Below are 12,797 nucleotides of genomic sequence, written 5' to 3'. Positions count from 1 at the left end.
GAACTTGAATGACACTTAAAAATTAGACTTAAAATTAAAAATCACATCCCCAGTAAGAGGGGCTGAAAGCCGTGCTTAAGGGAAGCCTGACCAATCTGTTTCATTTTCTCTACGGTAATTTGATTCCGTCCCCAGGAAAAATTAGTATGCCACCCTTCAAACTCTAGGAGCATCGCCTCGGCAAAACAGGCGAACATCTGCCGAGAAGGGACATCCATACTTACGATTTCCATGATCTTCCAATCAATATCCAAAGAGTGCTCAACAATACCGCCATTGAGGACATGAATCCCTGGATGTTGAAGCTTTGTTGCCATGTTTTTCGGATACCCGCCATCAATCATTAGGGAAGGATTCTTTAATGTCTGGGGATCAAGCTCCACACCCTTGGGCATACTGGCAACCCAAACGACAATATCTGCCAAGGGTAGGGCCTCTTCTAGGGGCAGAATTTTGCCTCGCCCCAATTCCGTTTGTAATTCGTTCAGGCGATCGCGGTTACGGGCTACTAAAAGTAAGTCTTTAACCTCTAAACAGGCATCCAGCCAGCGACACACTGCACTACCAATGTCTCCCGTTGCTCCACACACAGCGATCGTGGCTTGGCTCAGATCAATACCTACTTGGGGGGCGGCATGTTCAATCTGTTGACAGATCACATAGGCGGTATGGGTGTTCCCTGTGGTAAATCGTTGAAAATCTAAATCCACATTTCGCACATGGGACATTTTCTCTAGATCAAAATTCTCAAAGATGATCGAGGAAAATCCCCCCAATGCCGTAATATCAATGTCGTGTTTCTGGGCGTGGGCCATGGCATTAATAATTTTCCGTGTAGCCGCCTTCACCCGTTGACTAGCCAGCATTTCCGGCAAAAAACAGGACTCAATGTACTTACCGTAAATGGTCTTTCCAGTGACACTGGTGACCACAATATCATCCACAATTTGGGGTGGGGCCATACACCAGAACTCTAACCCTTGATCCCCGTACTCAGGATAGCCTAGACGATGGGCAACAGCTTGGGCGTGTTCGAGGCTAGTTAGATGGCCAATCAATCCAAACATGGGCGTAGGGCAACCGGTAAGTGAGTTAACCGTTCATTATGCCGCAGTTAGGCCATAAACGGACATTTTCATGATTTCACGGGTGGTAAAACCAATATTCTCGAGGGCCCCACTGTACTGAATCATAAAGTCTTCGACCATGGCATCTTTTTCCATGCCCAATACTTTTGCATCCGCTTCTACTTGATTCAGCATTTTCCAGACAAGAGGAAGATTTTGGCGATTAGCTGCTTCTACCTCTTCTTTACTGGTTTCAAAGTTTGCCTTAAGCCACTCCTCTCCAAAGTTGAGATGGGTGTATTCATCCTTGACTACGCCCTCAGTGATTTTACGGGCAAAGGGATCCGCCATGGGAATGTAAATGTTATATGCAGCAATGGCAAAGCATTCGATAATCAAGCCCTGGATCACCAAGCAGGTGGCGATTTGACCGGCGGCAGCGGCATCCTGGAAATTTTGGTGTAACTTCGAGAAAAACTCTTCAGCAAACTTGAGATCCGGTTCAACCTCTAGATTGCGACCGCAGGCTTCAAACCCCTTTTTATGACGAGCTTCCATCTTAGAAAGCCTGATGAGTTCATCGGTGTCGTCTGGGAGCAACTGTGCCAGTTGAGTGTAGTTGTCATGGGCTTCCCGCTCACCCTCAATCACAATCGCATTAATACGACTGTAGGCATCTTTGTAGGTGGCACTCGTATAATTTAGTTCCAGGGTCGCTTGGGTCATCTATATTATCTCCTGACACTGAATAATCATTAATGGGAACAGTCCCCTTATCATAACTTAACCTTGTGATACATTAAACCCTGTGATCCCAGAAATGTCCCATGGCTGTCCATAGGAAAAAACGTAGGAACATTGAAGGCAACGTTGAAAAACGAAGAAAAATAAATAAATTAATAAGAAGTCAATACTACCATCATTCATGATTATTCCGTACTACGGTGCAGGTAGGCCTGGATAAAGGCATCAATCTCGCCGTCCATGACATCGGCGATCGCGGTGGTCTCCTCTTCGGTGCGTAGGTCTTTGACCATCTGGTAAGGATGAAAAACATAATTACGAATTTGATTGCCCCAGGCCGCATCTACAATATCACCACGAATATCCGAAATTTCTTGGGCTTTTTGTTCCTGGGCAATAATTAATAATTTAGCCTTGAGGAGGGCAAGGGCTTTTTCTTTATTTTGAAGCTGCGATCGCTCCTGGGTACAGCGCACTGCCAAACCTGTGGGAAGATGGACGACTCGAACCGCCGTTTCCACTTTATTGACATTTTGCCCCCCTTTTCCACCCGAGCGAGAGGTACTAATCTCTAAGTCCGTTTCCGGAATGTCTAGGGTGACACTGTGATCTAACTGGGGCATCACATCTATGCCCGCAAAACTCGTTTGCCGCTTACCATTGGCGTTAAAGGGGGAAATTCGCACCAGGCGGTGGGTTCCTTTTTCGGAGCGTAAGTAACCATAGGCATAGCGACCGTCAATTTCCAATGTTGCCGATTTAATCCCTGCCTCTTCTCCTTCAGATAGTTCCGTTAAGTGCAGCTTATAGCCCCGGCCTTCGGCCCAACGAGTGTACATGCGTAGAAGCATTTCCGCCCAGTCTTGGGCATCGGTTCCACCGGCACCGGCATTAATGGTTAGGATGGCCCCATTCTTGTCGTAGGGGCCACTCAAAAGTTGCTCCAGTTCCCAACGGCTTAACTCTTGATCAAGCTGGCCCAATACTTCTACGGCTTCATCGTAAAGACCCGGATCATCTTCTACCTCTAAAAGCTCTAGGGCCGTACCACTATTCTCCAGGGAAGATGTCCACCGATCTAGCTGCTCCAGGGTAAATTTTGCGTCTGTTAATTGCTGTAGGGTTGCCTGAGCCAGGGATTGATCATCCCAAAAATTGGGCTGGGCCGCCACCTGTTCCAGATCCGTAATTTTGGCATGGAGGGCAGGGGGGTCAAAGATAGTCCTGGGCTTTCCCCAGGCGATCGCTGATCAGGGTAATGTCTCGTTTAAGTCCAGAAAGATCAATCATGGGCCGTTACTAAAACCAAAAAACATGGAGTTCAATTATTTATTTACCATATAGGATTTCCTGTGCCCTATACATGGGTCATGTTAGCCTCTCGTGTTGTCAGGAATAAATTTTTCCAAGGATTATTGTAGAATATAGTTCTGTTGAGTTAATTTAATGGCCTAAAAATTTTTAGGAGAGGTGGCAGAGTGGTCGATTGCGGCAGACTTGAAATCTGTTGAAGGGTCACACCTTCCGGGGGTTCGAATCCCCCCCTCTCCGTTTGATATTGGCAGGGATAACGTGAGCCATGAGTGAACCAGCCACCCAATCAGAACTAGGGCAAGTGTTAACTGCGATCGCCTCTATGCAGTCCGATATGAAATCCATGCAGGGCGATATCAAGTCTATGCAGGGGGATATCAAGTCCATACAGGGTGACATTCAAGCTCTAACCATAGAAGTCAGGGTTAATCAGGCAAAAATTGACGCGCTTGACACCAAAATAGATGACCTAGGCAAGCGTCAGACATCTACCGATAACCGCCTATGGGCCTTCTTGGTGGCTCTGTTCTTCACGATGGCTGGACTACTGGCAAAGGTGACATTGTTTGACAGAGTGTAACTCTGAAGGGGCGTGAGTCATGAGTGAAATATCCACCAAATCAGAGCTAGGGCAAGTGTTGGATGCGATCGCCTCTATGCAGTCCGATATGAAATCCATGCAGGGCGATATCAAGTCTATGCAGGGGGATATTCAAGCCCTGACCATAGAAGTCAAGGTTAGCCAGGCCAAGATTGATGGGTTAGATGAAAAACTCAGTACCCAAATCAAAGGAGTCGACGAAAAGCTCGGTGCCCAGATCAAAGCCATGGATGACAAGGTAGACGATCTCCGCGCTAGACAAACGGGAACAGATGCCCGTCTATGGTCTTTTGTCATTGCCCTAGTGTTAGCCTTGATCGGACTATTGGCTAAGGTGTCCCTCTTCGATAAGGTGTAATCACGACCCTTAAACCCTAACTTTCCCCCATTTGCGATTCTTTGGGGCATCTATGAAAAATGGGCCATCACCGCAGCGATCGCCCATTAATTTTTGGATTTTTATTTTTCCACAAATATTCGCGAATATTGAGGTTAAGCCTTAGATCTTTTTGAGATCAGGAGAGACTTAACCCCAACTCAGCTTACTTTTTGGTAATCCGGGGAGGCTCCCGGAAGAAGATGGCAAAGAAGAACAATGCAATTAAACAGGCAAAAATAAACACGTAAGCAATGCTTTCCATGGGTTAAATCCTCCTAACGTGAGTCAACGAGATTAGACAGGTTCCTTACGGCGGGTAGATAGATCACCCACTTTTTGATAGAAGCCCCACTCCACCTGCTCCGCCGATAGTTCGGGGTCAATCCCAGAGAACACATCCCGGAAGAGGGTGCGGGCACCATGCCAAATATGGCCAAAGAAGAAGAGCAACGCAAAGACCGCATGGCCAAAGGTGAACCAACCGCGCGGGCTAGTGCGGAAAATCCCATCGGAGTTGAGGGTTTCTTGGTCAAACTCAAAGGCTTCACCCAATTGCAACTTACGGGCATAGCTCTTGACGGTGTTGGGATCACTAAAGGTTTGGCCACTCAGTTCACCGCCATAGAAGCTGACCGTTACCCCTTGCTGCTCAAAGCTAAACTTAGATTCAGCCCGACGGAAGGGAATATCCGCCTTGACAACGCCATCCTTATCAGTGAGAACCACAGGGAAGTTTTCAAAGAAGTTGGGCATCCGCCGCACGAATAGCTCTTCCCCAGACTTATCCTTGAAAACCGCATGGCCTTTCCAGCCTCGGGCAATGCCATCGCCGTTATTCATTGCACCGGTACGGAACAAACCACCTTTGGCGGGGTTATTGCCGATATAGTCATAAAATGCAAGCTTTTCTGGAATAGCAGACCAAGCCTGCTCCAAGCTATCGCCAGCAGCCAAGGAGCCTTGAACCCGACGATTAATTTCCTGTTGGAAATAGCTGCTATCCCACTGATAACGAGTAGGGCCAAATAGCTCAATGGGGGTAGCGGCACTGCCATACCACATGGTTCCAGCCACCACAAAGGCGGCAAAGAAGACGGCGGCAATACTGCTAGAGAGAACGGTTTCAATGTTCCCCATCCGCAGGGCTTTGTAGAGTCGCTGTGGGGGCCGCACCAACAGGTGGAATAAGCCAGCGATAATCCCCACAATCCCCGCAGCAATGTGGTGGGCAACAATCCCTCCCGGATTAAAGGGGTTAAAGCCTTCTGGGCCCCAAGCAGGTGCAACGGGCTGTACACTACCGGTTAATCCGTAGGGGTCAGACACCCACATCCCCGGCCCAAATAAGCCCGTGAGGTGGAATGCCCCAAAGCTAAAACATAGTAAGCCAGACAGAAATAGGTGAATCCCAAACATTTTCGGCAAATCTAGGGCTGGTTCGCCCGTGCGGGGATCACGGAATAATTCCAAATCCCAGTAGACCCAATGCCAGATGGCGGCTAGGAATAATAACCCAGAAAGAACAATGTGAGCCAAGGCCACGCCTTCAAAGCTCCAGAAACCAGGATTAAGACCGGTTTCGCCGGTAATACTCCAACCCGCCCAAGAGCCAGTAATGCCCAAGCGAGTCATGAAGGGCAGCACAAACATACCTTGCCGCCACATTGGGTTGAGAATCGGATCACTTGGATCGAAAATGGCTAGCTCGTAGAGGGCCATTGATCCGGCCCAACCTGCCACCAGAGCCGTGTGCATCAGGTGGGTCGCAATCAACCGCCCCGGATCGTTAATCAGGACAGTGTGAACTCGGTACCAGGGTAGTCCCATTGACTACGCTCCTCCTATACAAAAGTTTAGAGTTTGCATGATGAAATTTTATTAATTTGGCCGGATCACGGTGAGTTTACCGCGCCACTACTATGAGTGTAGCTGTCAACCTGACCGTATATGAGCCAACCCTTGGCTAGTTTTCTGCCAGAATGAGAATGTATAAAGAAGTGTAACTATCGTGAGTCGCTATGGCAAGTAAAGCTGAATCTGGAGGCACAAATATTAAGTTTATTAAAGAAGATCGGGAAATTATCGTTGCCGATGGAGCTAATTTACGCGCGAAGGCCCTAGAGGCAGGAATTGATATTTATACTCTAAAAGGGAAATTAATGAATTGCAATGGCTACGGCCAGTGTGGCACCTGCATCGTTGAAATTGTCGAAGGGATGGACAGCCTTTCGCCTCGAACAAAAGTAGAGGAACGAAAGCTGCGCCGCAAGCCAGACACCTACCGCTTGGCCTGTCAAACACTGGTTCATGGCTCGGTCTGTGTTAAAACGAAGCCCTAGTTCTGGGGCCCATCTTGAGCGCGGCTAAAATTCGCTGGCGGTTTCCCGAATTTGACCGGCATGGGCTTCAGTATCTTTCTTGGAGCCGAGTAAGTCTAATTTATCGACGACGACAACGGGGCTAGATCGGGGGGCACCTGTGGCGCGATCGGCCCATTGATCCAATTTGAGAGAGCCTTTGACACCAATCAGGCTACCTTTTCGCACATAGTTGGCGGCAATTTCGGCAGTTTTCCCCCAAAGCTCTAAGTTAAACCAGTCGGGTTGATCATCTTTGGTGGGGCGATTAACAGCTAATGTGAGGCGGCATTTGACACTACCCGACTCAAAATATTTCACATCTGGTTCTGTGCCGACCCGGCCGACAAGATTCACCACATTGAGTCCCATGATTAATGTCCTCCTAGGGGATTCAAAGAATTATCGTACTCGCGGAATACCCCATCCGTCCATACAGTGAATATGGCCTTTAGGGTAAACGCATTGATCCAGTTTGACACTCCCCGCTCTAAAGAGACGGGGATTCTTGGTTCATCGAGATAGTTTGCTTTGAACAACTCTCATTGCTCAAAGTAGGGACTAAACTCTCCCCAAGCGTTAAGTTTCCCACTGCCCGTGGGTACTGTTCAGATGCTACTTTCAATCCCCTTTGCAAAATTACCCGTGCTGCATTGACATCCCGACATTCGGAATATCCGCATTTTGGACAAGTATGGGTACGGGTACTCAGAGTTTTTGGAACTCGATGCCCGCAGTTTGCGCATTCTTGGCTAGTGAATTGAGGCGGTACTGGCACAACAACCTTGCCGAATACTTTCCCAAAATATCCAAGCCACTGCACAAACATTCCCCAACTTGCATCAGAGATGGATTTAGCCAATGAATGATTCTTAACCATGTTACGCACTTGCAAATTTTCATAGGCTAACAGGTCGCTAGACAAGATTAACGCTCTCGCAGTTTTTACCACGAAATCTTTGCGCTGCCTGGATATTTGCAAGTGTTTTTTTGCCAGTCGCTTTCTGGCTTTGATGCGGTTCTTTGACCCCTTCGCCTTGCGAGATATTTGCCGTTGCAAACGCTTAAGTGCTTGCTCAGACTTTCTCAGGCAACGAGGATTTTCAACTGTACAGCCATCAGAACCAGCCAAAAAGTATTTCAGCCCTAGGTCAATACCTAAAGCATTGCCCGTGGGGTCAGTCGTTACTTCTCGATCAACTGCAATGCAAAACTGGCAGTAATAGCCATCAGCCCGTCTAACAATTCTCACCCGCTTGATTTGGTCAATTGAGTAAAAATTTAAGTCACGGCTGCCTAATAGCTTAAAACTACCTATGCCAAAACCATCGGTAAAGGTGATAGATTTCCGGTCATCTGAAAGTTTCCACCCAGTCGTTTTGTACTCCACCGAGCGGTTGTCTTTCTGAAACTTGGGATAACCCTTCTTGCCTGGAATCGACTTCTTGCAGTTATCAAAGAATCTCGCAATAGCTGACCATGCCCGCTCTGCCGCAGCTTGCCGTGCCTGGGAGTTAAGCTTCTTTGCCCATTCAAACTCTTTCGCCAAGACTGCACAGTATTTGTTCAGGTCGTATTGCGACTTGCTATTTCCCTCCATCCAAAACCGTAAGGCTTTGTTCCTAACGAACTGAACTGTCCGAATAGCCTCGTTGACTAGGCTAAACTGACTGTCTTTCCCTTTGAGTTTGGATTCAAGGATGAGCATATTCTTATATTAACATAGCTGACATAAAGCCGTCCTAAAGGACGGGGTTTTAGACCCAAAGTTTTTGATAAGGTGTACTTGACAACGAGGTGCCTGGTTTATTTTTGCCAAGACTGGGACTAAAGAGACCTTGATTACCCTGCCACAACCACCTTTCTAAAAGTTATGGTGGTAAGTGATGAGGTATCGGAGAATAATTTCATGCTCAAGAAAATAAATCAACTGAGTTTCGCCGTGATCCTGGGTAGTTTGTGTCTAGGGGGTGGATTGTCTGCCCAAGCCCAATCTGCTTTGCCCGATGATGTCATGAATAGTACTGTGACCCAAGTGAGTGATGCCTTGGCTGAACACATTAGCACCAGTTCCTGTCAAGAATTCTCGGAATTAATTAAGCTCATTCCCACAGATGGTGGCACACCTCCCGATGCAAGCTCAATTATGGGTCAGTTGGTGTTGTCCATTAAGGATAGCAGTAATCTCCAAGGTATTATTTCATCCAAGGTGGGGCCGCCTCTCATTAGTAAAATGGTGGCCTGTAATATGATTCCGATAGAACTACTAACATCGGCCCTATCGGGGAGTTCTCGCTAATAATTCTGTGGCAGCCTCTAGGGATAGGGGGCGATCAAAGTAATAGCCTTGGCCATACTGACAGCCAAGTTCCCTTAGTTTACTGACTTGATGGGCGGTTTCAATGCCTTCGGCGACGACTTCTAGGTTGAGACTACAGGCAAGGCTGGCGATCGCCCGAATAATTTCTAATTTTTCATCTCCTTCCTGAATTTGCTGCACAAAGCTGCGATCGATTTTCAAGACATCAATGGGTAAACGGGCCAAGTAACTGAGGGACGAGTAACCCGTGCCGAAGTCATCCATGTTGAGGCGAATATCATGGGCCTTGAGATCCAGTAAAACCTGCTGCATCAGTTCGGGATTTTCAATGACCATTGTTTCTGTAATTTCCAGTTGCAGGCAGTGGGGGGACAATTGGGTGCGCTCTAGGGTGGTTAGCACCTGCTCAACGATCTTCGGTTGAATAAACTGGCGATTGGAGACATTGACGCTGATGGATAGATCATCCCCAGGGAATTCCGTGAGCCAAGCTTGCATTTGTTGGCAGGCTTGCCAGAGAACGTAATTGCCAATGGGAATAATCAGGCCCGTTTCTTCCGCCAAATCAATAAAACGTTCTGGGCCCACCAGTCCCTCCTGGGGGTGTTGCCAGCGGATCAGAGCTTCAAATCCCTTGAGGCGATTATCCTGGAGGCTATAGATGGGCTGGTAGTAGAGGCATAATTCCTTTTCTTCTAGGGCCCGCCGCAGATTAATTTCAACGGCTAATCGTTCCCGGGACATGACGTGCATATCGTCGGTAAAAATTTGATACCGTTGTCCCCCCGCCAATTTGGCCCGATACATGGCTAAGTCAGCATTCCGCACATAATCTTCCGGTTGATCGGAATCCTTGGCGCGCAGGGCGATGCCAATACTGGCATTGGTAAAAATGGTCTCCCCTTTGATCATGAAGGGTCGTTCCATATCCCGAAGTATGCGATCGGCTACGGAAAGAGCATCCTCAGGACTGACCATGTCGTCTAGGAGAATCACAAACTCATCACCCCCCAAACGGGCTACTGTATCATCAGGGCGTAGGATGGCGGTCAAACGTTTGGAGATTTCAATCAGTACCTTATCTCCTAAGCTATGGCCGAGACTATCGTTAATCACCTTGAAGCGATCGATGTCAATGAACAGCAGGGCAAAATTGTAGTTGGGGCGACGGCGACCATGGCGAATAGATTGGGCAATGCGATCAAAGAGAAGGGTTCGATTAGCTAGACCTGTTAGAGCATCGTGAAGGGCATCGTGGAGGAGTTGGGCTTCCGCTAGGCGGTGTTCTGTTAAATCTGTGAGGGAGCCAGAAATTCGATAGGCTTTGCCTTGGGGATCCCGCAAGGCTAAACCGCGCACAAGGGCCCAGCGATAGCCACTATTTTTATGCTGGATGCGAAATTCCTGCTGGAAGTGGGGTGTTTGACCCTGAATATGGAGGGTGAGATTTAGCTTGACCCGCTCTACATCCTGGGGATGAATGCGAGAGAGCCAATCGCTAATGTGGTTGCCCAGTTCATCGTCGCCATAGCCTAGGAGGGTTTTCCAGCGAAATGAGTAGAACACTTCATCGGTATTTAAGTCCCAATCCCAGACACCGTCGTTAATGCCCATCACCAATAGGGCGTAGCGTTCACTGGTTTCGAGGAGGGAGGTCTGGAGGTGCTTGAGGGGAGTAATATTTTGTCCACAAATCATGCCACTGCCATTGGGGAATTTGACAACGGCCCAAAGGGTTTCAATCAGGCGACCATCGCGATTATGGGTAGGAATTTCTCGCCAGCCTGGAGCCGGTTGGATCATCCAGTCCCGAAATTGTTGGTGAGTCCCTGGGTCGGGGAAGCAGGCCGCCAGGACATCGGTGGTAACTAAATCCGAGGTATCCCAGCCAAGGATAGAGGTGAATTCTTGATTGACGGTAATGAGGGAGCCAAGGGGGTGGTAAAAGGCAATGAGAAAGGGTAAGCGGGCACAACTGGAGCGAATAATGGTGTAGGGATCTTGCCCGGAATCGAGATCAAAGGCAGAGGAGAAGGAAAAAGTCATAGCCCTATGCCTAACCCTTGATGCAAGGAACACCTAAATGTAAAAAAATTTAGGAATAAATGACTCATGGAAAAAATCTTAAAATTGGAACACTCAAAGTCTAAGGAAATGGATCATAAATTCTAAGGATCATTAACATCATTAAAGAGCCCCATGAACTGAAAAATAGTTCCTAGCTGACATTTTATTAAAGAACTCAATAATAGATTCTTGTTTTATTAAGAGTGATAAATCGCCATCCCTCCTACTGACGCAGTAAGCATCTGCTACAAAAGCGCAACGTTTCCAAAGGCAAGTCTTAATGATCTATAGATCACCTCGATTAATTCAAATTTTGGGGCGACGTCAAACGATATTTCAATGATTTCAGCCTCTATTTTTAGCAGTTCGAGCAATTTTTCGAGGTGTCCCTAAGGTTATCCAATAGGTGAATGAACGATCCTAGGTTTAATCGACAGGAGCAATTCATTTATAATCTAGTAATTCTAACTTTACATTGTCAATGGAAATGTCGAAGAACATCAGTGGAGAGTAACAAAAGTACATACAAATTAATTGTTATTTAAGATGTGACGAATAGTTATTAGTGGTTAAGAATGGTTAATATTTTATCCCTTGGCGAAGTTCTTTTCGACTGCCTTCAAAATACAACGACCAACGAAATTAAAGCCTATATGGGAGGGGCACCGGCGAATGTAGCCTGTGGTGTGGTTAATTTGGGCATTCCAGCGGCTTTTTTGGGGGCGATCGGGGATGATGCCGATGGTTCCCTTATTCGTCAGAATTTAGAGGCAGTAGGCGTTGATCTGCGGGGCTTACAGGTCGCTCAGAATTGGCCAACACGGCGGGTCTTGGTTCACCATGATGCTACGGGCGATCGCCGCTTTGTTGGTTTTTTGCCGGAGGACTGCACCCAGTTTGCCGATGAGGGTCTTAGGGGGGATGACCTTCCCCAGGAATTATTTGCCGAAGCTGACTATCTGGTGGTGGGAACCCTGGGCTTGGCGGCTCCAGCCACCGCTGCGGCCATGCACCAAGCTGTGGCGGCCATTCATCAAAAGGGAGGGAAGGTGATGGTGGATCTGAATTGGCGACCAATCTTTTGGGCCGATGAGATCGCTGCCATTCCCGAAATTAAAGGATTTCTCAAGCAGGCAGATTATCTGAAATTGTCCCAGGAAGAGGCGGATTTATTTTTCTCTGACTCCGATCCCCAAGCCATTAGCCAGGAACTCTGGGGCGATCGCCCAGAGGCCGCTGTGGTGATTACGGACGGCCCCGAACCTACTACCTATGCCTGGCAGGGCCATCGGGGCAGGATTGATCCCTTTCAAGTTAAGCCTGTGGATACGACCGGAGCAGGGGATGGTTTTGTGGCGGGTTGGCTCTACGGCTTAGTCCAGGGAACCCCTAAGCAATTCGCTGATCCCCAGTGGCAGCAAGCTTGCCTAACCTTCGCCAGTGCGGTGGGGGCCTACATTACCCTCAAACCAGGGGCGATCGCCGCCCAACCTAGCCTTGATCAGGTAAAACAGTTTCTTCGAGATCACGATCGGAGAATAATAAACGAGTTTTGGTAGGTAATGTCTGGGAGGCTTCCGCCAGCTTAATCACTTGGTCTTGGGGTAAGGGCAGGGGAGTTGTAAAGGGTGAAAGAGCCAAAGGGCAGGCCCGCCAAAATCCCCGCACGGGTACGGATAGTTTTTGACATTGGCCACCGCGTCTACCTTCAATGTCATAAAAGGCACAAAAGCGGCAGGTAGAAACGGTTTCAGGAGAGCTTGCCATTTGGGGATCAACTCCGAAGAAAAAAGATACCTCTACTAATATCCTAAGGATTTGGTTTGGGGATAAAATTGACCGATCACAGGTCTAAACCCTGATTGAGTTGGAGTTGTAGGGTTCCAGATCGGGTTTTAGAAGTTTTAGAATCTTTTCATATTGGCGTAATGATCCGAAATATATGCAA

14 protein-coding genes and 1 tRNA gene are annotated in these 12,797 nt (G+C 47.9%); 6 read left to right on the top strand and 9 right to left on the bottom strand.

Annotation, left to right across the window (positions count from 1 at the left end; all coding sequences use genetic code 11):
* Positions 1-41: 41 nt before the first annotated feature.
* From L3556_RS08595 to prfB, 3 genes are all read right to left on the bottom strand, one after another.
* On the bottom strand, positions 42-1,067 hold the full coding sequence (locus L3556_RS08595) for a long-chain acyl-[acyl-carrier-protein] reductase (RefSeq protein ID WP_277866867.1): 1,026 nt from the start codon (positions 1,065-1,067) through the stop codon (positions 42-44).
* Between the two features lie 36 nt (positions 1,068-1,103).
* Positions 1,104-1,793 carry an aldehyde oxygenase (deformylating) gene (locus L3556_RS08590; protein WP_277866866.1) on the bottom strand — a complete coding sequence of 230 codons (690 nt, stop codon included), beginning with the start codon at positions 1,791-1,793 and terminating at the stop codon, positions 1,104-1,106.
* Between the two features lie 203 nt (positions 1,794-1,996).
* Positions 1,997-3,098, bottom strand: a protein-coding gene (prfB, locus tag L3556_RS08585) for a peptide chain release factor 2 (RefSeq protein ID WP_338405733.1) whose coding sequence is annotated in 2 segments (ribosomal slippage) — positions 1,997-3,025 and positions 3,027-3,098 — 1,101 coding nt in all. Because the reading frame shifts where the segments join, the coding sequence is not laid out codon by codon here.
* A 177-nt stretch (positions 3,099-3,275) separates the two neighbouring features.
* Between prfB and L3556_RS08580 the strand changes: the two genes are divergently transcribed.
* From L3556_RS08580 to L3556_RS08570, 3 genes are all read left to right on the top strand, one after another.
* Positions 3,276-3,362, top strand: a tRNA-Ser gene (locus tag L3556_RS08580).
* A 28-nt stretch (positions 3,363-3,390) separates the two neighbouring features.
* On the top strand, positions 3,391-3,705 hold the full coding sequence (locus L3556_RS08575) for a coiled-coil domain-containing protein (RefSeq protein ID WP_277866864.1): 315 nt from the start codon (positions 3,391-3,393) through the stop codon (positions 3,703-3,705).
* Positions 3,706-3,724: 19 nt separating this feature from the next.
* A complete protein-coding gene (locus L3556_RS08570) occupies positions 3,725-4,084 on the top strand; it encodes a nucleic acid-binding protein (RefSeq protein ID WP_277866863.1) in 360 nt (119 codons plus the stop codon).
* Between the two features lie 184 nt (positions 4,085-4,268).
* Here the strand turns inward: L3556_RS08570 and L3556_RS08565 are convergent, their stop codons facing one another.
* Both L3556_RS08565 and psbB read right to left on the bottom strand, forming a co-directional pair.
* Positions 4,269-4,367 (bottom strand): photosystem II reaction center protein T, encoded by a 99-nt coding sequence (locus L3556_RS08565; protein ID WP_277866862.1) that lies wholly within the window; start codon positions 4,365-4,367, stop codon positions 4,269-4,271.
* 32 nt (positions 4,368-4,399) lie between these two features.
* Positions 4,400-5,932, bottom strand: coding sequence for a photosystem II chlorophyll-binding protein CP47 (psbB, locus tag L3556_RS08560; protein ID WP_277866861.1), 1,533 nt, complete (start codon positions 5,930-5,932; stop codon positions 4,400-4,402).
* Between the two features lie 191 nt (positions 5,933-6,123).
* Here psbB and L3556_RS08555 point away from each other — a divergent pair, with 191 nt between their 5' ends.
* The gene (locus tag L3556_RS08555; protein ID WP_277866860.1) at positions 6,124-6,444 is read left to right on the top strand and encodes a 2Fe-2S iron-sulfur cluster-binding protein; all 321 of its coding nucleotides are present in this window, start codon (positions 6,124-6,126) and stop codon (positions 6,442-6,444) included.
* A 24-nt stretch (positions 6,445-6,468) separates the two neighbouring features.
* Here the strand turns inward: L3556_RS08555 and L3556_RS08550 are convergent, their stop codons facing one another.
* Together L3556_RS08550 and L3556_RS08545 are read right to left on the bottom strand one after the other, a co-directional pair.
* A complete protein-coding gene (locus tag L3556_RS08550) occupies positions 6,469-6,834 on the bottom strand; it encodes a single-stranded DNA-binding protein (RefSeq protein WP_277866859.1) in 366 nt (121 codons plus the stop codon).
* A 118-nt stretch (positions 6,835-6,952) separates the two neighbouring features.
* Positions 6,953-8,170 (bottom strand): RNA-guided endonuclease InsQ/TnpB family protein, encoded by a 1,218-nt coding sequence (locus L3556_RS08545; protein ID WP_277866858.1) that lies wholly within the window; start codon positions 8,168-8,170, stop codon positions 6,953-6,955.
* 201 nt (positions 8,171-8,371) lie between these two features.
* On the opposite strand from L3556_RS08545, the gene L3556_RS08540 reads away from it, so the two are divergent.
* Entirely contained in the window at positions 8,372-8,761 is a 390-nt protein-coding gene (locus tag L3556_RS08540; protein WP_277866857.1) for a hypothetical protein, read from the top strand.
* Here the strand turns inward: L3556_RS08540 and L3556_RS08535 are convergent.
* A complete protein-coding gene (locus L3556_RS08535; protein WP_277866856.1) occupies positions 8,741-10,828 on the bottom strand; it encodes a putative bifunctional diguanylate cyclase/phosphodiesterase in 2,088 nt (695 codons plus the stop codon). The genes L3556_RS08540 and L3556_RS08535 overlap by 21 nt on opposite strands.
* 596 nt (positions 10,829-11,424) lie before the next feature.
* On the opposite strand from L3556_RS08535, the gene L3556_RS08530 reads away from it, so the two are divergent.
* The gene (locus tag L3556_RS08530; RefSeq protein WP_277866855.1) at positions 11,425-12,408 is read left to right on the top strand and encodes a carbohydrate kinase family protein; all 984 of its coding nucleotides are present in this window, start codon (positions 11,425-11,427) and stop codon (positions 12,406-12,408) included.
* Here L3556_RS08530 and L3556_RS08525 read toward each other — a convergent pair.
* Positions 12,341-12,616: a hypothetical protein gene (locus L3556_RS08525; protein ID WP_277866854.1), complete on the bottom strand. Its 276-nt coding sequence runs from the start codon at positions 12,614-12,616 to the stop codon at positions 12,341-12,343. The two genes, L3556_RS08530 and L3556_RS08525, sit on opposite strands and share 68 nt — an antisense overlap.
* Between the last annotated feature and the right edge of the window lie 181 nt (positions 12,617-12,797).

It is taken from the genome of Candidatus Synechococcus calcipolaris G9, assembly GCF_029582805.1.
Classification (GTDB): domain Bacteria; phylum Cyanobacteriota; class Cyanobacteriia; order Thermosynechococcales; family Thermosynechococcaceae; genus Synechococcus_F; species Synechococcus_F calcipolaris.
The sequence above is the reverse complement of the archived record's forward strand: the minus strand, read 5'-3'. Positions and strand labels throughout refer to the sequence as shown.